22 protein-coding genes are annotated in these 24,802 nt (G+C 51.6%); 21 read left to right on the top strand and 1 reads right to left on the bottom strand.

Annotation, left to right across the window (positions count from 1 at the left end; translation table 11 throughout):
* Nucleotides 1–41 precede the first annotated feature (41 nt).
* The 4 genes from EDM21_RS25620 (at nucleotide 42) to holA (ending at nucleotide 6,376) form a co-directional block, all read left to right on the top strand.
* A complete protein-coding gene (locus EDM21_RS25620) occupies nucleotides 42–3,059 on the top strand; it encodes a ComEC/Rec2 family competence protein (RefSeq protein WP_157334479.1) in 3,018 nt (1,005 codons plus the stop codon).
* A 270-nt stretch (nucleotides 3,060–3,329) separates the two neighbouring features.
* Nucleotides 3,330–3,878, top strand: coding sequence for an RNA polymerase sigma factor (locus EDM21_RS08070; RefSeq protein ID WP_068774323.1), 549 nt, complete (start codon nucleotides 3,330–3,332; stop codon nucleotides 3,876–3,878).
* Nucleotides 3,875–5,044: an anti-sigma factor gene (locus EDM21_RS08065; RefSeq protein ID WP_157334477.1), complete on the top strand. Its 1,170-nt coding sequence runs from the start codon at nucleotides 3,875–3,877 to the stop codon at nucleotides 5,042–5,044. Before EDM21_RS08070 ends, EDM21_RS08065 begins: the two co-directional genes overlap by 4 nt.
* Nucleotides 5,045–5,356: 312 nt before the next feature.
* Entirely contained in the window at nucleotides 5,357–6,376 is a 1,020-nt protein-coding gene (holA, locus tag EDM21_RS08060) for a DNA polymerase III subunit delta (RefSeq protein ID WP_157334476.1), read from the top strand.
* 488 nt (nucleotides 6,377–6,864) lie between these two features.
* Here holA and rpsT read toward each other — a convergent pair whose 3' ends face one another.
* Nucleotides 6,865–7,137, bottom strand: a complete 273-nt coding sequence (gene rpsT, locus EDM21_RS08055; RefSeq protein WP_068774327.1) for a 30S ribosomal protein S20 — start codon at nucleotides 7,135–7,137, stop codon at nucleotides 6,865–6,867.
* Between the two features lie 225 nt (nucleotides 7,138–7,362).
* Between rpsT and gpr the strand changes: the two genes are divergently transcribed.
* From gpr to EDM21_RS07970, 17 genes are all read left to right on the top strand, one after another.
* On the top strand, nucleotides 7,363–8,364 hold the full coding sequence (gpr, locus tag EDM21_RS08050) for a GPR endopeptidase (protein WP_157334474.1): 1,002 nt from the start codon (nucleotides 7,363–7,365) through the stop codon (nucleotides 8,362–8,364).
* 304 nt (nucleotides 8,365–8,668) lie between these two features.
* Entirely contained in the window at nucleotides 8,669–9,880 is a 1,212-nt protein-coding gene (gene spoIIP / locus EDM21_RS08045) for a stage II sporulation protein P (RefSeq protein WP_157334472.1), read from the top strand.
* A gap of 37 nt (nucleotides 9,881–9,917) precedes the next feature.
* Complete coding sequence (locus EDM21_RS08040; protein ID WP_157334470.1) at nucleotides 9,918–10,418, top strand: hypothetical protein; 501 nt, start codon at nucleotides 9,918–9,920, stop codon at nucleotides 10,416–10,418.
* Nucleotides 10,419–10,543: 125 nt separating this feature from the next.
* Nucleotides 10,544–12,361: a translation elongation factor 4 gene (lepA, locus tag EDM21_RS08035; protein WP_157334468.1), complete on the top strand. Its 1,818-nt coding sequence runs from the start codon at nucleotides 10,544–10,546 to the stop codon at nucleotides 12,359–12,361.
* A 155-nt stretch (nucleotides 12,362–12,516) separates the two neighbouring features.
* Nucleotides 12,517–13,665 (top strand): radical SAM family heme chaperone HemW, encoded by a 1,149-nt coding sequence (gene hemW / locus EDM21_RS08030; protein ID WP_157334467.1) that lies wholly within the window; start codon nucleotides 12,517–12,519, stop codon nucleotides 13,663–13,665.
* Nucleotides 13,666–13,822: 157 nt separating this feature from the next.
* Nucleotides 13,823–14,284 carry an N-acetyltransferase gene (locus EDM21_RS08025; protein ID WP_157334466.1) on the top strand — a complete coding sequence of 154 codons (462 nt, stop codon included), beginning with the start codon at nucleotides 13,823–13,825 and terminating at the stop codon, nucleotides 14,282–14,284.
* 146 nt (nucleotides 14,285–14,430) lie between these two features.
* Complete coding sequence (gene hrcA, locus EDM21_RS08020) at nucleotides 14,431–15,456, top strand: heat-inducible transcriptional repressor HrcA (RefSeq protein WP_166541891.1); 1,026 nt, start codon at nucleotides 14,431–14,433, stop codon at nucleotides 15,454–15,456.
* Between the two features lie 101 nt (nucleotides 15,457–15,557).
* Nucleotides 15,558–16,157, top strand: coding sequence for a nucleotide exchange factor GrpE (grpE, locus tag EDM21_RS08015; protein WP_166541890.1), 600 nt, complete (start codon nucleotides 15,558–15,560; stop codon nucleotides 16,155–16,157).
* Between the two features lie 75 nt (nucleotides 16,158–16,232).
* A complete protein-coding gene (gene dnaK, locus EDM21_RS08010; protein ID WP_157334465.1) occupies nucleotides 16,233–18,068 on the top strand; it encodes a molecular chaperone DnaK in 1,836 nt (611 codons plus the stop codon).
* A gap of 112 nt (nucleotides 18,069–18,180) precedes the next feature.
* Nucleotides 18,181–19,296, top strand: a complete 1,116-nt coding sequence (gene dnaJ / locus EDM21_RS08005) for a molecular chaperone DnaJ (RefSeq protein WP_157334464.1) — start codon at nucleotides 18,181–18,183, stop codon at nucleotides 19,294–19,296.
* A 219-nt stretch (nucleotides 19,297–19,515) separates the two neighbouring features.
* Nucleotides 19,516–20,865, top strand: a complete 1,350-nt coding sequence (locus EDM21_RS08000) for an APC family permease (protein ID WP_157334462.1) — start codon at nucleotides 19,516–19,518, stop codon at nucleotides 20,863–20,865.
* A gap of 204 nt (nucleotides 20,866–21,069) precedes the next feature.
* Nucleotides 21,070–21,231 carry a YfhD family protein gene (locus EDM21_RS07995; RefSeq protein WP_157334461.1) on the top strand — a complete coding sequence of 54 codons (162 nt, stop codon included), beginning with the start codon at nucleotides 21,070–21,072 and terminating at the stop codon, nucleotides 21,229–21,231.
* On the top strand, nucleotides 21,228–21,599 hold the full coding sequence (locus tag EDM21_RS07990; RefSeq protein ID WP_157334459.1) for a hypothetical protein: 372 nt from the start codon (nucleotides 21,228–21,230) through the stop codon (nucleotides 21,597–21,599). Before EDM21_RS07995 ends, EDM21_RS07990 begins: the two co-directional genes overlap by 4 nt.
* A 33-nt stretch (nucleotides 21,600–21,632) precedes the next feature.
* Nucleotides 21,633–21,833, top strand: a complete 201-nt coding sequence (locus EDM21_RS07985; protein ID WP_157334457.1) for a hypothetical protein — start codon at nucleotides 21,633–21,635, stop codon at nucleotides 21,831–21,833.
* 251 nt (nucleotides 21,834–22,084) lie between these two features.
* A complete protein-coding gene (gene prmA / locus EDM21_RS07980) occupies nucleotides 22,085–23,059 on the top strand; it encodes a 50S ribosomal protein L11 methyltransferase (RefSeq protein WP_157334930.1) in 975 nt (324 codons plus the stop codon).
* 10 nt (nucleotides 23,060–23,069) lie between these two features.
* Nucleotides 23,070–23,774, top strand: a complete 705-nt coding sequence (locus EDM21_RS07975) for a site-2 protease family protein (protein ID WP_157334455.1) — start codon at nucleotides 23,070–23,072, stop codon at nucleotides 23,772–23,774.
* 198 nt (nucleotides 23,775–23,972) lie between these two features.
* Nucleotides 23,973–24,800: a 16S rRNA (uracil(1498)-N(3))-methyltransferase gene (locus EDM21_RS07970; RefSeq protein ID WP_157334453.1), complete on the top strand. Its 828-nt coding sequence runs from the start codon at nucleotides 23,973–23,975 to the stop codon at nucleotides 24,798–24,800.
* The last annotated feature ends 2 nt before the right edge of the window (nucleotides 24,801–24,802 follow it).

Genomic DNA, 24,802 nt, shown 5'->3' with positions numbered 1-24,802 from the left:
ATGCTTTAAGACTACTAAACTTCATGGAGGGGATAGATTGAATGGTATGGACTAGTAAAGACGGCGTATGGGTCGCCGTCCTATGGGTGGTCGGGTACGCTGCGGCGATGCATTGGAAGTGGCCGCTGCTGACAATCTGGGCCGGCATAGCGTGCGCTGCTGCGGCGCTGGCCGTGCTGGTGCTGCGCCTGCCGCAGCACCGCCTGATTGCCGCGGCGCTCATCGCCGCCGCGGCCTGCTGCTATTACGCCGATACCGACCGGCGTAATGTGACGGCGCTGCCCGCCGCTGCAGCCGCTGCCATGAGCGGCAGCGAAGTGGCCGTGGCGGGCACGCTTGTGACCCCTGTCGCCGTCGATGGCGACAGGGCTTCCTTCCAGCTGCGGGTTTCGCGGCTGGAAGGGGGCGGCGCGGATGCTGCCGCAGAGTCTCCTCCGGGTGAGCGCATGCAGGTGAACCTGCGCCTGCTGAGCCCGGAGGAGCAGACCACCGCCGCATCCTGGCGGAGGGGGGACCGGCTCACGCTGCGGGGCGTGGTGCAGGAGCCGGCCGCTGCGCGCAATTTCGGCGGATTCGATTACCGCCGCTACCTGCGGCAGCAGGAGATTCACTGGCTGCTTACCGCCAAGGGCACGGAGCAGGTGAATCATGCTCCCCCCGCGGCGTTATCAGCGGGAGGAGGCATGCGGCAGCTAAGTGACCGGCTGCTGCGGGGCTCGGACGAGCTGCGCTCGTTTCTGGGCAGCCGGATCGACATGCTTTTCACACCGGCTCATGCCGGGTTTATGAAAAGCATGCTGATCGGGCTCACGGATGATATGGACCCGGACCGCTACGTGCAGTTCTCGAACCTCGGCCTCACGCACATATTGGCCATTTCCGGGCTCAATGTGGCTGTTTTTACCGGTGTGCTGATTTGGATCTTGAAGCGGCTGGGGCTCGCGAAGGAAACTTACCTGCTGATTACTGCCCTCTTGCTGCCCTTTTATATTTTAATTACGGGTGCCTCACCGTCTATCGTAAGGGCAGGACTCATGACCATGATCGGACTGTTTGCTGTTCGTAAAAACCGTGAGAAGGATGTCCTTCAAATTGCATGTCTGGTTGGCTGGGCATTGCTGCTATGGAATCCGTATTATCTTCTCGATGTAAGCTTCCAGCTTTCGTTCCTCGTTACACTCGGCTTGATCGTCGGTGTTCCCCGCGTTACTCTTCTTCTCCCCGTAAAGAACGCGCTGCTCCGTAACACGCTAGCCATCACATTCGTATCCCAGCTTGCCTCATTTCCGGTATCCATTTATTATTTCAATCAGTTTTCTTTGCTATCCTGGCTGGCCAATGCCGTACTGGTACCCGTTTTCAGCCTTCTTATTTTTCCGGCCGGTCTGATCGCAATGATCGCCGGACTCGTGTTCGCGCCCGCAGGGCGTACGGTCGCTTGGGTGACGGAAAAAGTAAATGAAGTGGTATTTGAAGTTGTGCAGTGGCTGGATCAGTGGGACGGGTTTCAGACCATCTGGCCGTCTCCATCTGTTTTATGGATGTTGATGTATTTTTCTCTCCTGGTTCTGCTGTACCTATCGTTCCAGAAATATTTGACAATGCGGGATGAAGATTCGGGCGCGGGTCCTATGCTCCATATTCCCGTCGGTGGGCAGAGCCCGGGCCTGTCTCCTTCATTAGCATCCGCAACGAATTCTTATAATGGCGGAAAACACGGCACCGCTGCCGGAGCCCCGTTTTCCGTCAGGTCAGCTCATGAAGGTGCTTTCACGCGTGCTTCATCTTTGAAATCCAGCTTTCTCTCTGACGGTTCTATGCCTCAATCGGAGTATTTGGCCGAAGATTCGCAGCTGAAGGGGATTAAGCACAACCGCAGCTTTTTACATGACAAGCCGTTCGTTGTATATTTAAACAGGAGCTTTAAGAATGGGCTTGGCAGTCGAAAGTATGCCGCAGTTTCCGCCGTCCTGGCTTTTTGCTGGCTGGCTTTACTTTTCTACGGATACACACCGGACCGCTGGGACAGGACCGCCTATGTGGATATGATTGATGTGGGACAGGGCGACAGTATTCTGATCCGCTCTCCCGAGCGCAAGTTTATACTGGTGGATGGCGGCGGGACAGTTACGTTTCGCAAAGCCGGTGAAGAATGGAAGCAGCGCAGGGATCCGTTCGAGGTGGGCAAGAAGCTTCTGGTGCCTCTTCTCAAAAAACGCGGGGTTCATCAACTGGATGCCGTTATTCTCACGCATGCGGATCAGGACCACAGCGGGGGGCTTCAGGCGGTACTGGACGGGATTCCTGTGAAACAATTTATTTTCAATGGCACTTACAAACATAACGTGCAGATCGAGAAACTTTACCGGTCTGCCATGGACAAGAATATTCCGCTCTTGGCGGCATCCTACGGTAAAAGTCTGCAATTCGGTCCCGATACCCGGATTGATTTTATTTCTCCAAATTTTTCCTCCTACATAGAACAACAAAGGGACACGAATGGAACGCATGAGCAAAGGGATCCGAATACGGCTGGCAAAGATTTTGCTGATTCCTCCTTTCAGGATTCACGTGCAGAATCAAAAGAAAGCGTTTTTCTGTCCAGTGAGCAAAATGGATATTCAGTCGCATTTCTTATGACGATGCTGGGCACTCGCTGGTTATTTACCGGTGATATGGAGCTTGATGCCGAACGGAGTGTACTGGATTCTCTTCAGAGTTATACAAACGAATCTGCGGGGGCTGGTCCGGCCGGTTCTTCTGTAGCAGATATCGGGAAGACTCCGCCGGTAGATGTTCTGAAAGTTGCTCACCACGGAAGCAAGACATCAACCAGCGAGCAGTGGCTTCTGCACTGGAATCCGCGCTGGGCTATAATTTCAGCGGGAGTCAATAACAGATACAAGCACCCGTCTGAGGATGTTATGAATAGACTTGAACAGCACGGGATACCTGCATACCGTACGGACCTTTCCGGCGAGATTCAGCTGATTATCCGAAAGAACGAAATATGGGCCCGCACCAAGTTTACGGGGGATCCGATGTCTGTATCTCCCTAGGAATGGCTTATCCTTTTGAAATAGTTTAGAAATAATACTCTGTTACACTTAAATAAATGGTGTTTATCGGTTGCCGTTAGACCGTAAGGAAGCAGGATATAGGAGATTAGTTTCTCTGACATTTCCCATTATGTAAATTTTCTCCGGTTTAAGTATACCTGTGGTCTCTTTTTTGATATCCTATTAGAATGAAAGTCCTAAATTTATGTATATGTTGCAACATTCATGAATATAAAACCGTCTGTATAGTTGCAGGAGAGGGGGATTCTTGTGGTAGCGCCCGAACTGGTAAAAGCGGCTCAATCGGGTGACCGGGAAGCGCTTGTCGGAATATTGAGAGAAATTGAGACCCACGTCTACCGCACGGCATATTATTTGCTTGGTAATGAGCAGGACGCCCTCGATGCATCGCAGGAAGCGCTGATTCGTATTTATACGAAAATCCAATCTTACGAAGAGAAGGCTCTCTTCAAGACATGGGTGCAGCGTATTGTGACGAATATCTGTATCGACAAATTCCGCAAGACGAAGCCGACCGTATCGATTGATGAATACGAAATGACGTTCACTACCCCCAGGGACGTTGAAGACGAGGTCATGATCGGATACTTGGCTAAGGATATTAAAGATGCGATTGAGAAACTTCCGGATCATCACCGTTCGGTCGTCGTTTTGCGATATTTGCAGGACTTCTCGTATCACGAGATTGCGGACTGTTTGGGACTCCCGCTCAACACGGTAAAATCTTACTTGTTTCGGGCGAGACAACAGCTTCAAGGGTTACTCCAAGACTATCAGAAAGGAGGTGTACGGGGATGAATTGCAAAGAGGTGAAGGAGCTCATGCAGAGAGATCTTGATGGAGATTTAAATGATCTTGAGCGGCAGCGCCTGGCTCAGCACACACAGCAGTGTCCGGAATGCGGCGCTATGCTGCAGCGGCTGCGTATGTTGTCCAGGGAGCTTGAGAACCTGCCGAAGGTCAGACCCTCGTTCAGTATTGTCGATTCTATTCTGCCGCAGCTTGAGCAGCTGGATCAGGAGCTGAAGAAGGGAGGCCGCGAGGAGGCAGCCGGTCTCTCACATATCCATGATCGTTCCCCGCAGCCGCTTCCTTGGACGCGCCGGATAACTGCCGCCGTTTCATGGAAAACCGTGAGTGGTGTAGTAGCGGCCAGTTTTGTACTTGGTTTTTTTGCGTTCAATGCGCAGGGTCCGGTTCGTTCCGATGCGGAAGGGTTGCTGAATCCTTTCGGCGCCAGCGAGAAATCGTCGGACATCAGAACAAGTCCCTCGCCGGATGCTTCATCTACAGCGGTTTCGGATCAGAATAGCGATAAGAACAAGGCGGCACAGTCCAGCACGGACACTCCTGCCCAGACAACGGCAGGTTCCGTTAAGGAATCACCTGTACCAGCGGATAACGGAGTAAAAGCCCCGGATTCGCGTTCCTCGGATAAAGATGCCGGCCAGTCTGTTGGTACTCCTGGCAGCACGTCATCGGGTACAAAGGCTGCTAATGAGGCGTCACCGGGCGGCAGTGTCACAACGCAGCCGCCTAGTTCAGCGGTTACGCCAACGCCTCCCGTTACTCATGATAACGGGGACAAAGGAATTTCTAAAGACACTGGCAGCCAGACCACACCTGTTCCTACCCCCGGCTCTACCCCTGTTGTAGGAGAAGCGGATGGCGGCGGTCAAATCGCTACCAAAGAGCCGGATAAGGGAACTCCCCTGACGGTTCAGCAGAATGCCGGTTTATCGCCGGATAAGAAATTAACCGCTGCATTTGATGAGGGCCGGTTAACCATTCTTACAGTCAGCGGAACTTCCGTGTACGTTTCGGATAAACAGTGGAAAGAAACGGATGCCGTTAAGATAGTGGGCTGGAAAGGCAACGATGAGTTAACTTATCAGGTCACAAGCGGCGATCAGCAGCAAATCTTTATTGTATCCCTCAAAACAAAGCAGGAGCGCACTCAATAGAGTGTGCTTCTTTTTTTTGGACGCGCACCATTCATTCGATTGTGCGTATGCTGAATTAACAAGGCACTCCAAACAATGCACGGAGATCAGAAGAGATATGGGTGCTAAGCATCATGACAGCCACGGGATTAAAAGTTTCTAGAGCTTTTTTTCCGTGTTCAAATAGATGCCTTCCAAACGGTTGTATGCGGAGGCAGCATGTTCTTCTTCTGCTCGGGCACAGGGATTACGGCAAGACGGGAAACCGTTTTGACGTAATCCCTTTGTCATTGGTAAGATGGGGGAAGGGATACCGAAGAGGAGAACGAAAAGATGGATTACAAACAGGCATTAAAGCAAATAGACGAAGGCCGGTTCGAGCCGGTTTATGTATGTTACGGAAGCGAGTCGTACCTGATCCGGCAGTTTATACGGAGAATTTCAGATAAAATGATCGAGCCGGAGCATCGTGACTTTGCGGTCAGCAAATATGATTTGACAGAGACTTCTGTCCAGAATGTTATAGCGGATGCGGAGACACTTCCGTTCATGGTCCCGCGCAAATTAATTACGGCAGGCAATGCGCAGTTTTTTACAGGAAGCAAAGATAGCGGAAAGGTCGAGCATCAGCTTGATCGTCTGACCGAATATCTTCAGTCGCCTGTTGACTATACGGTGCTTATTTTCATGGTCCAGGCGGACAAGCTGGATGAGCGGAAGAAGATCGTGAAGCTCCTTAAAGAGAAGAATGTACTGGTACCCTGCCTGCCGTTAACAGCGGAGGAGCTCCAGCAGTGGGTGCGCCGGGAGGCCAAGCGAGAAGATGTGACTTTGACCGATCGGGCCGCCGAGCAGCTTGTTCTGTATACCGGAGGCCATCTGCAGACTTTAGCGGCCGAGATGGAGAAGATTGCACTGAATGTCGGGCGTGGCGGAACGGTCACGGAAGAACTGATTGAAGCGCTAGTCGTCCGAAGCACCGAACAGAATGTATTCATTCTGATCGAGCAGGTCGTGCAGCTTCGTCTCGACAAGGCTTTTGCTCTGCTGGAGGAGCTGCTTAAGCAGAGAGAAGAACCCATCAAAATTGTCATGCTGATGGCCCGGCAGTTCCGCATTATGCTTCAGGTAAAAGAACTCAGCAAACAGAGTTATTCCCATCAGCAGATAGCCGGACAACTTGGCCTTCATCCCTACGCTGTAAAGGTGGCGGAAGGGCAGGCAAGAGCCTATGATACGGAGAAGCTGAGCCGCATCATTTCCCAGCTCTCGGATTTGGATTTTAAAATGAAAAGCGGAGGAATCGATAAGGTGCTCGGATTAGAGCTATTTCTGCTGGGCCTGGCGGTATAGGGTGTACCATGTACTGCATACTTGCAGTCGATCCTTTTTTAAACGGACGAGGACCTGATAGCCTATAATCAGGGTTGTGTGCGGCGGTTTACGGGTTAATGGAATGGAGTATGTCCCGAAGCGTATGTACGATGTTGGATTAGGATCGACTGTTATATAAATGCTTGAGCAAAGAAGCGGGTTTAGTCCCCGCTTCTTTTTTCTCTGTACAAGTTAGAGATAAGAATGAGAATGATGCCCGCAATCATTCCAATAATACTGATAGTTCTATAAGGAATAAATTCCTTTATAATTATGAAGGCCAGACCCGTGGCGAATAATAAGGTGCCCAGAAGTGTAAGGCATTTCCTGATGGAGGATTTGCTCATTCTAATCCTTCTTTCTTAAATTATTATTATTGCCTGCTGCTTAACACGGGAAGAAATTAAAAAAGACCGGATCCCTTGAGGAATCCGGTCTTCTCGTCACCTATGTGTAGGTAATGCTTATTAGCCTTGTGCGGAAAGAGCGTTAAGCTTCTTCGCTAAACGGGACTTCTTGCGGCTAGCGGCATTTTTATGGATTAATCCTTTGGAAGCTGCTTTGTCCAATTTCTTGGACGCGTTGATCAGAGCTTCTTTAGCGGATTCTACGTTATTGCTGGCAACCGTCGTTTCGAAAGCTTTAACAGCTGTACGAAGAGCGGACTTGTCGGAAGCATTGCGCAGGCGACGTTTCTCACTTACTTTAACTCTTTTGATCGCGGATTTGATGTTTGGCATTGACATTCACCTCCTACTTCAGGTACACAATCGAACGTTTTCCATGATTGTTGACAACTCTATGTAGTTTAACACGGCTACTTTTAAAAATCAATAGCTTCTATCTAGCTTTCCGGAGAGTGCGAAACTGCCCGTTTCCGGTAGGAATATTGAATAATTTCTGACCGGCATCCGTACACTATAAGCACGCGAGAGGGCTGGAGCCCGTAACAGGAGGAATGATCAATGGCGGATCTTAGCGCCTATACCGTCAGAACCGATCTGGCGCTTGAAGCCAGAGACTTGGTGGCGGAAGCAAGAAGAAGCACGGAAATACCGGGAGTTATTTCGGAGATAACTGAAGATAGCGGTATTCGGATCACGAACATTCAGGTTACTACAGATGAAGGGGCGCGTGCAATCGGCAAAATGCCGGGACGGTATCTGACGATTGAAGTGCCGGAGCTTCGCAAGAAGGATTCCCAGCTGCAGGACCGCGTAGCTACAAAATTCGCCCAAGTCTTCGAGCAGTATCTGCAGCAGGCCGGGATTACGCCGGATTCCAAAATACTGGTTGTAGGGCTGGGGAACTGGAACGTGACACCGGATGCACTCGGACCGCTTGTCGTAGAGAACATCCTGGTCACGCGGCATTACTTCGAGTTGATGCCCGGACAAGTTAGTCCCGGTTACCGGCCGGTCAGTGCGGTTGCGCCTGGCGTGCTGGGCACGACAGGAATCGAGAGCAGCGAGATCGTCGAGGGCATTGTGAACAAATCGCGCCCGGATCTGATTATCGCAGTGGATGCGCTCGCTTCCCAGGCTCTGGAGAGAGTGAATACGACGATTCAGATTGCAGACACGGGAATCAATCCTGGCTCGGGGATCGGCAATAAGCGAAGAGGCCTCACGTTCGAGACGCTCGGTGTCCCGGTCATCGCTATCGGCGTGCCGACAGTTGTGTATGCCTCATCCATTGTCAATTCGTGCATTGATATGATGCAGCAATATTTCCGTTCGCAGACTTCCAATACGCAAGATATCCTCGGCATGCTGGATGATTTGCCGGAGCAGGAACGTCTGGCTCTCGTGAGGGAAGTACTGAACCCGCTCGGCCATGATCTTCTTGTGACCCCGAAGGAAATTGACGAGTTTATCGAAGATATCGCGAATATTATCGCATCGGGTCTCAACGCGGCTCTGCATGATGCGGTAGATACGAACAACGTGGCGGCTTATACGCATTAATCGCGGAGCCCCGCTGCCTCTAGGAGTATCCCGTACTGCTGACCGCAGTGCCGGATACTCTTTTTTGTATGAGATTCGGCTCACCGGCAGTCCTCGGGTATTTTGCAATTCCACAAGCAATAGCCGGGCACGGATTTAATCTGATAGATTGCGGTCTAACGTGGCAGCACAGCTAATTTTCATGGGAAAAGTGGTTCTAGCGAAAGGGACGGGCTCATAGATTGGGAGTAGATAGATTCACTTCCGCACGAAGCGGATCATTGAAACCGGACAGGTACCAGCCCAAATGCCAGGAGGAATCCCCATGAAAAGAACAGACGTTACCTTCAATCTCAGCAAAATTCGCCATACGTTTCAAAGTGCCGGAATCATAGGAAAAACCGCAGTTTCCCTCAGTTTGTGTACGTTGGTTTTGTTTGTTTTGCTTGGTATCGGAAGCATGCTGCAATCCCGGCTGTCCACTTCACCCGTCTCTTCGATGAAAGGACTGGCAGCCTCGGTTTCCAATCAGTTTTTTCTGGATATGCTGGGGTTAGAGGTGCCGCATCTCAGAAGCGATCACCGGAAATTCACTTTTTCCCAGCAGAATATGATGAGCTTCGCCGTCCGCTTCCTGACCGATATTAATCCCGGCGACCCCAAAAGTCTGATTGCCCAGGAAGTGCCCGGTCTGAAGGCGGAGAAAAGCACCGTGCTGCGCACGGGCAAAGACAGCGACGGCAGCGGACCGGTCGAGTATACGCCCGCTGAGGGCGTTGTGAACGGGAACACAGGGGGCGCGGCTTCATCGGAACCGCCGTCTAAACCGGCTCCGGCGCCGACTCCGGCAGCGGGAGATGATAAGCCGAAGGGGCCCGGACGCAACGTAGCTTTTATCTACCAGTCTCACAGCAACGAATCGTTTCTGCCGGAGCTTAAGGGAGTGACGGACCCGGATAAGGCGTACGATGCCAAAACCAACATTACGCTGGTCGGTAAGAAGCTTGCGGAATATTTGGAGAAGGAGGGCGTCGGGGCGGTTCATTCCGATTCGATCTATCCGAGCACCGTCAAGGATTTCAAATATGCGTACTCGTACAAGTATTCCTTGAAGACGCTTGAAGCGGCCGCGGGCAAGCATCCGGACCTCAAGTTCTACTTCGACATTCACCGCGACTCCCAGGAAAGAAAGCGCACAACGGTCAGTCTGAATGGAAAAGATTACGCCCAGGTTTATTTTATTCTCGGTGGCGAGAATCCGAATTGGAAAGAGAATGAGAGTTTTGCCGGTAAAATTCATGACATCTTAGAAGGCAAGATGCCCGGAATTTCCAAAGGTATTCACGCTAAAGCGGGACATGAAGTGAACGGCGTATACAATCAGAATTTTTCCCCGAACAGTGTGCTTGTCGAAATCGGCGGACCTTACAACACCTTGGAAGAGTGCTACCGGACTGCGGAGCTGCTCGCCAAATCCATCTCGGAAGTTATCATGGATGCGGAGAAAGTGACGGCTCCGGCAGGTAAAAAATCTTGATTCCTGATGAGCAGGAACAAAGACGGGAGGGCTGAACATGCCGCGCTGGTATTGGAAGCTGTTTATGTATGGGATTGTGCTGAGTTTCTGCGTCATGTTCGGAGTCGATCTGGCTTCCCGCGGCATGAACCGGATTGAAGGGCCGGAGAGCGGCGCGGACAGGCCTGTCTCATCTGCCGCAGGCGGGCTTACGGGTCCATCTGCGGATGGAAGTCCTCCTGCCGGAGAGACGGCCGTCAGGGCCCTGCCCCGTGGCGGCGTACCGGCGGCGGCCAGCCCCGCAGGCACACGCAGCGAAAGACCGGCCGGTTCGGATGCCCGGACAGGGGAGGACAGCCGCGCTCCGCAAGGAAACGGGGCTGCAGAGCAGCCAAGCCCGAAGCCTGAGCCGCCGGCGCCGCGTCCGATCACATCGGGCGGACCGGAAGAAATCGGCTCTATGAACCATCTTGGCAACAAGCTTGGCGATCTGCTGGAAATAACCGCCCAGTCCGGTATGGATGGTGTCGTTTCTTTGTTCGAATGGGTAGTGAAATAGGAGGAAACCCCCGATTTAATGGGTGTAATCCCTGTATATGCACGATGTAAACGGATAAGCATTGCCGCCGAACCTCTGGACTGATATAATAAAAGATACTGTATGTAACTGTGTGGGGGTTAGGCATGACGGACATTCGCCAAAGACAACAACAAATTCGAAACTTTTCGATTATCGCGCATATTGATCACGGTAAATCAACGCTGGCAGACCGTATTCTGGAATTTACCGGGGCTTTGTCGTCCCGTGAGATGCAGGAGCAGGTTCTGGACCAGATGGATCTTGAACGGGAACGGGGTATTACCATCAAGCTCCAGGCCGTCAGGTTGAACTACAAAGCCGACGACGGGCAAGAGTATATCCTGAATCTTATCGATACCCCGGGACATGTGGATTTCACCTATGAAGTATCCCGGAGTCTTGCCGCATGCGAAGGCGCCCTGCTTGTGGTAGACGCCGCCCAAGGTATCGAAGCCCAGACACTGGCTAACGTCTATTTGGCTTTGGACAATAACCTTGAGATTCTGCCGGTTATCAATAAAATTGATCTGCCGAGTGCAGACCCGGAGCGCGTCAAGCAAGAGGTGGAGGATGTTATCGGCCTCGACGCGAGCGATGCCGTTCTGGCTTCCGCCAAGGCGGGCATCGGCATCAAGGAAATTCTGGAGCAGGTATGCCAGAAAGTACCGGCTCCGCAGGGTGACCCTGACGAGCCTCTCAAAGCGCTTATTTTTGACTCGCATTACGATCCGTACAAAGGCGTCATTATGTACGTGCGTGTCGTTGACGGCTCCATCAAGACAGGTTCCAAAATCAAAATGATGGCAACCGGTAAAACATTTGAAGTCATCGAGGTCGGTGCTTTCATGCCTCGGATGACCATCGTCAACGAGCTTCATGTGGGCGATGTCGGTTTTATCGTGGCAGGCATCAAGACGGTCGGCGACACGCGTGTCGGTGATACCGTCACCAATGCCGCCAAACCGGCGCTCGAACCGCTGCCGGGTTACCGCAAGATCAACCCGATGGTATTCTGCGGATTGTATCCGATCGAGACCTCGGACTACAATGATCTCCGCGATGCGCTTGAGAAGCTGGAGCTCAACGATGCTTCGCTTACGTATGAGCCGGAGACTTCTACAGCGCTTGGCTTCGGCTACCGCTGCGGATTCCTGGGACTTCTCCATATGGAGATCATCCAGGAACGGATTGAACGTGAATTTAACATTCCGCTCATCACGACCGCGCCAAGCGTTATTTACCGGATAACCATGACCAACGGTGATGTGGTTGAAATTGACAACCCTTCGAACTATCCGGACCCTCAGCGTATTGATTTCGTAGAGGAGCCCTATGTCAAGGCGTCTGTAATTGTGCCCAATGACTATGTCGGAGCGATTATGGATCTTTGCCAGAACAAGCGCGGAGAGTTTCTGAACATGGAGTACCTGGATACGAACCGGGTGACACTGTCTTACAATATCCCGCTCGCCGAGATTGTATATGACTTCTTCGATTTGCTGAAATCGCGAACCAAAGGGTATGCTTCCTTTGATTACGAGATCTCGGGCTATAAGAAATCGAATCTCGTCAAAATGGACATCATGCTGAATGCCGAACAGGTTGATGCTTTGTCCTTCATCGTACACCGCGACAGCGCCTATAACCGCGGCCGCATTATATGCGAGAAGCTCAAAGAGCTCATTCCTCGGCAAATGTTCGAGGTGCCGATTCAGGCTGCAATCGGACAGAAGATTATTTCCCGCGAGACGGTCAAAGCGATGCGCAAGAACGTTCTTGCCAAATGTTATGGCGGCGATATCTCGCGTAAACGGAAACTTCTGGAGAAGCAGAAGGAAGGTAAGAAACGCATGAAGCAGGTCGGCAGCGTTGAAGTGCCGCAGGAAGCGTTCATGGCGGTTCTCAAAATCGACGACAACTAAACCTGCTGTAACAGCAGCTTAAATAGGAGCCTAGTGCTCCTATTTTTATTGGAATGACGCAAAGCAAAGCATCCCTGACTTCGATCTTGCCTACTTTTGTAGTACAATGAAGGAACGGCTTCAGCCGGACCTTGACTGGAAAGGAACAACCCGCAATGAAACCACTTTATTCCGCCCCAAAGGCGGTTTATATCCATATTCCGTTCTGTACGAATAAATGCTATTACTGTGATTTTAACTCTTACGTCCTTAAAGGCCAGCCTGTTATGGATTATCTGGACGGGCTTGAACGCGAGATGGAGCTTACGGTGAAATCAATGCCGCCCGGAGAAATTGAAACGATTTTCGTCGGCGGAGGGACACCTACTGTTCTGCTTCCGGATCAGATGGCCCATTTCCTCAAACTGGTGCGGACGTATTTTCCCGAGCGCCAGGCTGAGCTGGAGTTCTCGATGGAGGCTAATCCGGGGACGACCGATCTGGAGAAGCTTGCTGCGATGAAAGAGGGGGGTGTCAACCGGATTTCGTTCGGTGTCCAGTCTTTCGATAACGCACTGCTGGAGACAATCGGACGCATTCACAACACGGATGATGTCTACCGGAGTCTGGAGAATGCGGCAAAGCTTGGTTTTGACAACATGTCGATCGATCTGATGTTCGGCCTGCCTAAGCAGACTCCCGAAATCATGCAGAAGACTCTGGATGAAGCACTTGCACTCGATCTCAAGCATTATTCCATATACAGCCTGAAAGTGGAAGAGAATACGCTTTTCCATACGATGTATAACAAGAACCAGCTTCCGCTGCCGAGTGAAGATGAGGAGCTGGAGATGTATCTGCTCATTATGCGCCGCCTGAAGCAGGCGGGGTACGAAATGTATGAGATCAGCAATTTCGCCAAGCCGGGCTATGAGAGCCGGCATAACCGCACTTACTGGCGCAATGAGCCTTACTACGGGCTCGGCGCCGGAGCGCACGGCTACGCAGGCGGCTTCCGGCATGTCAACATTAAAGGCGTTCAGCCTTATATAAATAAGACCAAAGAAGCGATGCCTCATCTGGAACGCTTCGAGGTTACCCGTGAAGAGGCTATGGAGGATTTCATGATGGTTGGGCTGAGATTGCTGGAAGGCGTCAGAGACGAGGACTTCCGCGCTCAGTTCGGTATTTCTATAGAAGAAAAATTCGGGCCCATCGTCACAAGCCTCACATCCAAAGGACTGCTGGAAATTGCGGGGGATAGGCTCCGGCTTACTGAGCGGGGGATCTTGTTCGGCAATGATGTATTCGCCGCCTTTCTTTAGATCCAATGGGGATAACACGCCGTTTTAAATGAATTTTATGTAAAATGCCACTTGTGCGATTATGCAAGCTGATGTATATTTATTCAATAAACATACGGCTATGTATGATTCGTACAGGTGTTTTTTTACTTTTCAGCACGAAATGGTGGGAGTAGCGATGACGATAGCTTGCCGCAAAGCAAACGAAGTTGATGTGGATGAATTAGTAGAAATGATACAGGGATATGCGAGCCAAGGAATTATGCTTCCCCGCAGCAGAGAGATGGTACAGCAGCAGCTGGATTCCTTTGTTGTCGCGGTAGATGAAGGGGTCCTGATCGGCTGCGGCTCACTTACTAAACTGGGAGCGAATCTCGTGGAGATCCGGTCTCTCGGCGTATCGGAAGATTACAAGGGCAAGGGCGTCGGTTCGAAGCTCGTCGATTGTCTGCTGGAAGAAGCGAGAGATCAGAATATTACCAAAGTCATGGCGCTGACATACGAGGTGCGGTTTTTTCAGAAGAACGGATTCACCATTGTACCCAAACATATTTTTCCCGAAAAAGTGTGGACTGACTGCATGCACTGCAAAAAGCAATACTGCTGTGACGAAATTGCTGTACTTAGAGAGCTCGATTGACTTGACAACAGACCGAGAGGTCTGTTATTTTTGTATTATGATTTAGCACTCGCTAAGGTTGAGTGCTAACGAACGGACAACAGCCGGACGTTCCGGTTAGGCGTGCGTAGCGTGTACAATCCAAAGAGGAGAAGGAGGAGTTACCTGTGCTAACAGAGCGTCAACAGATGATTTTAACCGCCATAGTCGATGATTATATACGTTCTGCAGAACCCATTGGCTCGCGCAGTATTTCCAAACGCGGTGATGTAGGGTTCAGCCCCGCGACGATCCGCAATGAAATGTCGGATCTCGAGGAGATGGGCTTCCTGGAGCAGCCTCATACGTCCGCCGGCCGTATTCCTTCTCACAAGGGTTACCGCTATTACGTCGATCATCTTGTGCAACATGGCTCTCTGGATGCCCACGAAGTAGAGACGGTCAAGCGCTTCTTTGCCGAGAAACTCCAGGCTATGGAAGAAGTGATCCAGCATACGGCCAATATGCTATCGGGTCTGACGAACTACACATCCATCGTCCTTGGACCCGAAGTGTTTACGAATACGCTGAAGCATTTGCAGATCATTCCGATTAGCGACACGACCGCGGTTGCCATTATCGTAACGAATACGGGGCATGTGGAGAACAAGACAGTCCCGATTCCTCCGGGAATACCCGTAGCTGAAATCGAGAAGGTGGTCAACCTTCTGAATGCTAGGCTCAAAGGAGTGCCGCTTCTGCAGTTCAAGTCGAAGCTGTATACGGAAGTAGCCGATGAGCTGAACAAATATGCCTCCGGTTATTATGAATTGCTGGCCATGGTTGAAAGCGTACTGGAGAACGATGAGAAGGACCGCATCTTCTTGAGCGGAACGACCAATATGTTGACCCAGCCCGAGTTCAAGGACGTGGATAAGGTGAAAAGCATTTTGGATTTGCTGGAGCAGACGCCGGTTATTTTCAAATTAGTGACCTCATCGCCCAATGGTCTGCAAATTAAGATCGGCTCTGAGAACAGTCTAGCCGCTATGAATGATTGCAGTCTTATTACCGCTACGTATGCCTTTGACGACAAACCGCTCGGGACGATCGGGATCTTGGGTCCGACCCGGATGGAATATGCCAAAGTCATCAGACTGCTGGAGCATCTGTCTTCCAATATGGAAGTGCTGCTTTCGCGCTGGTATAAATAATACGGGCAGACGCCGGTTTATGCAGATTCCCTTAGGGGTAAACTTAAGCGTGGTCCGGCTGGAGCCAGCCGTCCACTCTTTTAAGGAGGTGAACACGACAAGTGAGTACCGAAGAAACGAAGAATAACCATCCGAATACCGACGCCGCAGAAACAGAAGCTACATATGAAGCGGGATACGCGGAATCGGCTGATGAGGCAGGTACTGGACAAGAAGCTGCCCAGCAAGACGGTGAACAAACCTCGGCTCGCGATGCCGAACTGCAGGAACTTCGCGTTCAGGCAGAGGAGAATCAGCAGCGCCTTTTGCGTACGCAAGCCGATTTCGATAATTTCCGCCGCCGTTCCAGACAGGAGAAGGAAGAGTTTGCGAAATACGCTTCTTTGAAGCTGATTGAGCAGCTGCTGCCGGTTATCGATAACTTTGACCGCGCCCTTCTTTCCAGCCGGGAAACACAAGATTTCGAAGCCTTGGCCAAAGGGATTGAGATGGTGTATCGCCAGCTGGAGCAATTAATGACCCAGGAAGGTCTTACGCCAATCCAGGCCGTAGGCCAGCCGTTTAATCCGGAGTTCCATCAGGCAGTTATGCAGGTGGAAACCGAAGAGTATGAAGAAGGAATCGTAGTGGAAGAGATGCAGAAAGGTTACATGCTCAAGGACCGGGTCATTCGTCCGACCATGGTTAAAGTGAGCGTGTAATATAGACCGACTACATCCCGCCCACCGGTTTAACATAGATCTACACATGACCCTATAAGGAGGACTTCGTTTATCATGAGTAAAGTAATCGGTATTGACTTAGGAACCACCAACTCTTGCGTAGCTGTTATGGAAGGCGGCGAGGCAGTCGTTATTCCTAACCCGGAAGGCAATCGTACAACCCCGTCCGTTGTAGGTTTTAAGAAAGACGGCGAACGTGTTGTCGGTGAGACGGCTAAACGCCAGTCTATTACGAACCCGGATCGTACAGTTATGTCCATCAAGCGTCACATGGGTACGAACCACAAGGAAACGATCGACGGCAATGACTTCACGCCGCAAGAAATCTCCGCCATCATCCTGCAGAAGCTTAAAGCCGATGCGGAAGCCTATCTGGGCACTACGGTAACGCAAGCCGTTATTACGGTACCTGCTTATTTCAACGACAGCCAGCGTCAAGCTACTAAAGACGCGGGTAAAATTGCAGGTCTGGAAGTTCTGCGTATTGTCAATGAGCCTACAGCGGCTGCACTTGCTTACGGTATGGAGAAATCCGAAGATCAGACAATTCTGGTCTATGACCTGGGTGGCGGTACGTTCGACGTATCCATCCTCGAGCTCGGCGACGGCTTCTTCGAAGTAAAAGCGACAAGCGGCGACAACAGCCTGGGCGGAGATGATTTTGACCAAGTCATCATCGACTACTTGTCAAGCGAATTTAAAAAAGAGCACGGAATTGACCTCAGCAAGGACAAAGCGGCTGTACAGCGTTTGAAGGATGCTGCGGAGAAAGCGAAGAAAGAGCTTTCCGGTGTTCTTACAACAACGATCTCTCTGCCGTTCATTACAGTGGTAGACGGCGTGCCGCAGCACTTGGAGCTTAACCTGACTCGTGCGAAGTTCGAAGAATTGTCCGCTGGACTCGTGGAGAGAACACTCGGACCTACTCGTCAAGCGCTCAGTGACGCTGGATTATCCCCGAACCAGATTGACAAGGTTGTTCTTGTCGGCGGTTCGACACGTATCCCGGCTGTAGTGGAAGCTGTTAAGAAACTGATCGGCAAAGATCCGCACAAAGGCGTGAATCCGGATGAAGTAGTTGCCCTGGGCGCTGCTGTTCAAGCCGGCGTTCTGACTGGCGACGTCAAAGACGTTGTCCTGCTGGACGTAACGCCTCTGTCCCTCGGTATCGAAACGGCGGGCGGCGTGTTCACGAAGATGATCGACCGCAACACGACCATTCCGACCAGCAAATCGCAAGTATACACGACCTATGCGGATAACCAGACGAGCGTAGAAATTCACGTTCTGCAAGGCGAACGCGCAATGGCTAATGACAACAAAACACTCGGACGCTTCATGCTTGGAGATATTCCTCCGGCACCGCGCGGCATTCCGCAAGTCGAAGTTACCTTCGATATCGATGCCAACGGTATCGTAAATGTATCGGCTCTTGATAAGGGAACGGGTAAGAGCCAGAAAATTACGATCACATCTTCAAGCGGCCTGAGCGACGATGAAATCGATAAAATGATGAAGGATGCAGAGGCTCATGCTGAAGAAGACCGTCTCCGTAAAGAACTCGTTGAAGTTCGCAACGGAGCCGACCAGCTGGTGTACTCCGCTGACAAAGTGATCAAGGATCTGGGAGATAAAGTGGACCAGGCCGAAATCGACAAAACCAATGCCGCAAAAGAAAAAGTGAAACAGGCGCTGGAAGGCAATGATCTGGAAACGATCAAAGCTGCGACTGAAGAATTGACTGAAATTGTTCAGCAATTGTCTGTTAAACTATATGAGCAAGCAGCTCAACAAGAACAAGGTGCAGGACCTGCCGGCGCAGCCGATGCAGGCAAGAAAGACAACGTTGTAGACGCAGATTACGAAGTTGTAGACGAAGACAAGAAGTAAACCGCGGCGTAGAACGTCTATTACAGAAGAGAAGTCAAAGCCGTCTTGACGGCTTTGACTTTCCCTGTGTTAGGGCGCTGCGGAGTCGGGTACGTTTTAGTGGGGGTGGAGCATGAGTAAACGGGACTATTACGAAGTGTTGGGCGTCAGTAAAGACGCGTCTGCGGAAGATGTTAAGAAAGCTTACCGTAAATTGGCGCGTCAGTACCATCCGGATGTTAATAAAGCGGATGATGCAGAAACGAAGTTTAAAGAAGCGAAAGAAGCCTATGACATACTCAGCGATGATCAGAAAAGATCAACCTATGACCGTTTCGGACATGTAGATCCGAATCAGGGCATGGGCGGCGGCGCTGACTTTGGCGGCGGCGGTTTCGGTGATATCTTTGATATGTTCTTCGGCGGCGGAGGCGGGCGCCGGAATCCGAATGCTCCGCAGCGGGGAAGCGACTTGCAGTATAACCTGCAAATTGAGTTCAAAGAGGCGGTATTCGGCAAGGAACTGGATTTGCAGATTCCGCGTACCGAAGATTGCGATAAGTGTTCCGGTTCAGGAGCCAAACCGGGCACTAAGCCGGAGACTTGTACGGTCTGTTCGGGTTCGGGTCAGCAGGAAGTGGTTCAGAATACGCCGTTTGGCCGTATTGTAAACCGCCGTCCTTGCTCCAACTGTAACGGGCAAGGCAAAACCATCCGCCATAAATGCAGCGATTGCGGCGGATCAGGCAAAATTAAGAAGCAGCGCAAAATACACATCAAAATTCCGGCAGGCGTGGACGACGGCGCACAGCTGCGTGTAAGCGGCGAAGGCGAAAGCGGTACACGCGGCGGTCCGTCAGGGGATCTGTATGTCGTGATTCATGTCAAAGCGCACGAATATTTCGAGCGCCGCGATGACGACATCTATCTCGATATGCCGTTGACCTTCGTGCAGGCGGCGCTTGGCGCTGAAGTCGAAGTGCCGACGCTGACAGAGAAAGTGAAGCTGAAGATTCCAGCGGGCACGGATACCGGTACGTATTTCCGTCTTCGCGGCAAAGGTGTACCGAAGCTTCGCGGCTACGGACAGGGCGATCAGCACGTGAGAGTCGTCATCGTCACACCGAAGAATCTGACAGACGAACAGAAAGATCTGCTCCGTGATTTCGCCAAGATGAGCGGAGAGGATACCAAAGAACACCAGGAGTCGTTCTTTGATAAGATGCGCAAGGCTTTCCGCGGCGATTAATGCTGCGAAAGCAGGCCGGCAGTACTGAAAGAAGCACCCTTTCATCCCTTAACGGGCATGAAAGGGTGCTTTTTTGGCGTGAGTTTGTTGAAGGGGCAAGGAGTAAAAAGTAACGCTAGATAACGATGCGAATTCATGTATAATAGTACGTTGTATCTATTCTCTAGCAGAATAAATCGTGCAGGTATACACATTTTCATCTATAAAGGAGAGCTTCGATTGAACCGACCAGTGGAACTTCAGCGAACTTTGAAGCTATGGCACATTGTTGTCATCGGATTGGGATATATGGCGCCTATGGCTGTGTTCGATACGTACGGAATCGTATCGGCAGAAACGGGCGGACACGTTCCGGCCGCCTATGCTCTGACTTTGTTAGCGATTCTTTTTACTGCTTCAAGCTACGGTAAAATGGTCCGGGTGTATCCGAATGCGGGATCTGCATATGCGTACACCCGGAATACGATCCATCCCTATGCCGGGTTTCTGGTAGGCTGGGCCGCGCTGCTTGATTATTTGTTCCTGCCGATGATCAATGCGCTCTTAACCGGCATTTACCTGTCCGCGGTATTCCCGGGGATTCCCGAGTGGATCTGGATTGTCGGTTTTGTATTGTTCATTACCGTCCTTAATTTGCTGAAGATCAAAATTACGGCTTCGGTAAACACCTTCTTAGTCTTGTTCCAGATCGTAGTCGTGCTCCTATTCGCAGCTTTGGCCGTAAGAGGCCTGATGAACGGAGACGGGCTCGGGCAGGTGTTCTCGGCACAGCCTTTCTATGGTCCGGATTTATCGCTGCCGGCTCTTCTTGTGGGCGCATCTATATTGTGCTTTGCTTTCCTCGGCTTTGACGCCGTATCCACCTTGACGGAAGAAACGGTCGATCCGGTTAAGAATACGCCGCGCGCCATTATTCTGGTTGCGATGCTCGGCGGAATTTTGTTCATGACGGCATCGTATTTTACACAATCCCTGTTCCCGGACACATCCGTTTTCGAAGATCCGGAAGCGGCTTCTTCTGAAATTGCGCTCTTTATCGGCGGCAAAGTATTTCAGCTTGTGTTCCTGGCAGCGGCTTTATCGTCCACGCTTGCATCCGGTCTGGTGTCTTTGACGAGTGTGACGAGGCTGCTGTATGCGATGGGGCGCGATCATTATCTGCCTAAGAAAATTTTCGGCTATGTTCATCCCAAGTACGGCACGCCTGTATACAATGTGCTGATTATCGGCTGCTTATCGCTGACCGCCCTGAAACTGGATCTGGTCACGGCGACTTCGTTCATCAACTTCGGCGCCCTGATCGCGTTCACATTCGTAAACCTTAATGTTATTATTCATTATGTGTTTAAAAAGAAGCAAAGAAGTGCGGTGGATTATGTACGCTATCTGATTTCACCGCTGATCGGCGCAGGCTTCGTGGCTTATATCTGGACTCATCTCGATAGTCATTCGATGACGTTGGGGTTGATCTGGACAGCGGCGGGAGCCGCTTATCTGATTTATTTGATTACGGTTGCCAAACGCGATGTCGGTAAAATGAGAATGGACGACTCGGAAGCGGACAGCTAAGTGGGCTGGCTGCATGTTCTCGCTTGCAAGGCAGAAGCAGGCATATCCGCTTCATTCTATCCGCGTATGGGCACCGGGTAACGAGCCTGGATTCAGTCCCGACACCTGATCACGAATGAAGCGTCTAATACGCACGCGCAGCGAATAAGAATGGCCTCCTTTAAGCATGCTACTGGGTAGTTTGTCATAAAGGAGGCCATTGTCATGAGCAAGTATCGTAATGAGAAGCAGAATCAAGAGAACGAGCTTCCGGTCGGGAAGAGCGAGGATGTCGAGTTCAGCGCAGAGATGGCGGATGCGGAAGACCTCGAAGCGCTGCAGCGCGCGGATGCGGCCGACAGCCGCCAGGAACGGATCAGCGAATGAGCGAGGAGAGCATTCTGGCGGCTTTTAAATCGCCGGAGGAGGCGGAAGCGGCGGCCGCTAAACTGAGAGTGCTGCGCGCGATCGATCTTCAGATCGACCGGATCGACCGCTATCAGGGAAACGACGTCCAGCAGGTGATGAATCCGCTGAGCGGAGGTTTTGCCAGCCTCGGCAATCTGACGCAGGCCGCCGAGTGGTTCAGTCCTGACGCGGGGATTCTAGGCGCGGCGGATACGACCGCAAGCGGAATGAGCGATGGCGGTCAGGGAATGCCGACCGGCAGGGATATCCTGCTGACGGTCGTGGTGGAGGAGAGCACCCGCCCGCTGGCGGTGCGCGTTATTGAGCAGTGCGGGGGCGAGATTTGAGAACCCCCGCAGTTCCAAGGTCCCGTCCAGTGAATGGACGGGACCTTAGTTATGCAGCCGCATCCGCTTATGGGTGAGCGGCTGGAGTGCCCGCGGCGGGCCTGTCTGGTTCTGTGCGGGGAAGTCCCGGCACTCCAGAACGCTGCGGCCGGAGCTCTGCGGATACCGGCGGCTGTGGAAGACGGCGCTGCGCGTAGCCGTTTCTGGCAAGGCCGCGTGCAGCCGGCTTCATAATCCGCGAATGGGCGTGTAGGGCCTAATCGGCGCCTAAGAACTGCCGGTCACAGCGGTTTGATCTTATGAAGTGCAGCAATGCCGGGGACGGATGAAACTGGAGCACCTCCCGCTTTAAGGGCGGACGCAGGTGTTCTTTTTTTATGCGAAAAAAGAGCGGAAGCACGTTTTACCGGACATGTAAAGTAGTGTACAATAGCTAGATATGTAAGCGGATAGAAAGCAGAATCCGCAAGGGGGACAAGATGACGATGCGTTGGCATGAAATAACCGTATATACCACCGAACAAGCGACCGAAATGATTTCCAATTTTCTTCATGAATTCGGGGCCGGAGGCGTTTCAATCGAAGAATCAGGTACTTTAAATAAACAGCGGGATACTTCCATGGGACAGTTTTATGAGCACCCGCTCAATGATATCCCGGAAGGATTTGCAGAGATTAAAGGGTATTTTCTCGAGGGTTCACCCCTGGAAGCTATTATGACCGAACTGAAGCAGCAGGTTGAAGGGTTGACGGAGTTCGGGATTGATATCGGAACACCGGTTTACGGACTGCGGGAAGTGGACGAAGAGGATTGGGCGAATGCATGGAAACAGTATTTTAAGCCGACCCGCATTACGGAGCGTTTAACGATTAAGCCGACTTGGGAAGAATATGAAGCATCTCCCGAAGAAATAATTCTGGAACTCGATCCGGGCATGGCCTTCGGAACCGGGACGCATGCAACTACTTCCTTGTGCCTCAAAACACTTGAAGAGGTGATCCAGGGCGGCGAAGACGTCATTGATGTCGGTACGGGTTCAGGAATTCTGGCGATCGCGGCGGCCAAGCTTGGAGCCCGGAGCGTACTTGCGGTGGATCTAGATCCTGTAGCTGTAGCCAGTGCGAGCGAGAATGCCGTCCTTAACGGCCTGGATGACCAAATTCATGTGAAGCTGAGCGATTTGCTGCAAGTATTCAAAGACAGTGAAGCAGGCCATGGAGCAGACCTGGGAGTTACTCTGCCTGTGAAAATCGTGGTCGCGAATATATTGGCGGAAGTTATTCTGCTCTTCGTGGACGATGTATACAAAGTGCTTGCACCGGATGGGTACTATGTCGTATCCGGCGTCATACAAAGCAAGGAAAAGGATGTAGAAAACGGCCTGCTGGCTGCCGGTTTCGAGGTCGAGGCGGTCCGCCGTGACGGAGAATGGGTAGCGATGGTAGCACGGAAGAGGTAGGTGGACAAGCTTGCTCGCATACGGTTTTGATGTTATTCCTTTTGTACTGCTCGTGCTTATCCTTGCGTTCACGGTACACGAATTCGCGCATGCTTATTCGGCTTATAAGTTCGGTGACCCTACGGCCTATAACGAAGGCCGGGTTACACTGAACCCGCGTGTTCATCTGGATGTATTCGGAACCATTGTGTTTATTCTCGTGGGCTTCGGATGGGCTAAGCCGGTGCCTGTGCGCCGTTCCAACTTTAAGAAGCCCCGGCTGATGGGTGTGATCGTCAGTGCTGCCGGTCCGCTCAGCAATCTGGTAATGGCTTTTGTCGGTCTGCTCATCCTGTACCTGCTGTGGACTTTTGGCGGCATTGAGACATGGTCGACCGGTACACAAAAAGCGGCTCTTCTCTTCCTGGTGCTGTTAGTTCAAATCAATATTGTGCTCTTTATTCTGAATCTCCTGCCTGTTCCGCCGCTGGACGGTTACCGGATTCTTGAGGATGTTCTTCCGGTTGCCGGACGTGAGAAAATGCGCCAGTATGAACAGTGGGGGATGATTGTACTTCTGCTGCTGGTATTTATCGAGCCCCTGTACCGGGTCACGCTGGGACCGATCTTTGCGCTCCAGTATGATATCATTGCGGCTTTTAATACAGCATTAAGCGGTATTTTCGGCTTTAGGATACCCGTCGAGCAGCTGTTCCGTGTTTCCGGCGGTTTGTAACGATAGGCCGGGCGGTGTTTTCAATTGTTACGGGAAGCAGTCTTGCTTAAGGAAAAACATTTGTATACACGTTTGGCTGCTGCAAAGATACATTCCAATTAACCCATGAAATTACCCCCAAAGGTAGCTTTTGAACCAAGAACATTGTAAGATAAAATGTATGCTTTTTTGAGTCCTGACAAAGAAAGAGTGGCCGCAATGCAAAGATATTTTGTTCCCGCAGAGAATTTCGGCGAGGATACAGTCCAGATAACGGGTGACGACGCTCACCATCTTGCGCGTGTTATGCGTGCCGAAGAGGGCGACCGCTGTATTTGCAGCGATGGGGTCGGCCGGGAAGTGCTTGTTGAAGTTACAGCCGTGGATAAAAATAAGGTCGAGGCGAAAATTGTCGAAATTCTGGCGATGACTGCGGAACCTGCTGTAGAAGTGTGGATTGCGCAAAGTCTGCCGAAAGGCGATAAAATGGAGACGGTCATCCAGAAGGGGACCGAGATTGGCGCCGCCCGCTTCCTGCCTTTCGTATCCGGGCGGACGGTCGTCCAATACGATGCGAAGAAAGAAGCGAAGCGCACGGAGCGCTGGAGTAAGATTGCCAAGGAAGCCGCGGAGCAAGCGCACCGGAACCGTGTTCCGGCTATCGATCCCGTGCTGTCCTGGAAGAATCTTCTCCAGCTTGCGGCAGAAACGAGCGGAGCCTGGATCTGTTACGAGAAAGAAGACGGATTCGGAATCGGTACGGCTATCCGGCGTTATTTTGACGATGCACGGGCAGAGAGTTCCGGTGAAGCTGTACACAGTGTCCGGGTATCCGGAGGACAAGAAGCGGGCTTAATTGCAGAGGCTCCTGCCAGATTGCTGCTGATCATCGGCCCCGAAGGCGGATTCAGCGAGCAGGAGATTAAGGAAGCGGAAGCGGCAGGTTGTGTGTCCGTTTCGCTGGGACGGCGAATTCTACGTACGGAAACGGCCGCTATGGTCGGCTTGACGTGCATCTTATACGAATCAGGAGAGATGGGAGGATAAAG

The sequence above is a fragment of the Paenibacillus lutrae genome, from assembly GCF_009757775.1.
Lineage (GTDB): Bacteria > Bacillota > Bacilli > Paenibacillales > NBRC-103111 > Paenibacillus_F > Paenibacillus_F lutrae.
This window is presented reverse-complemented; position numbering and strand designations above follow the sequence as displayed.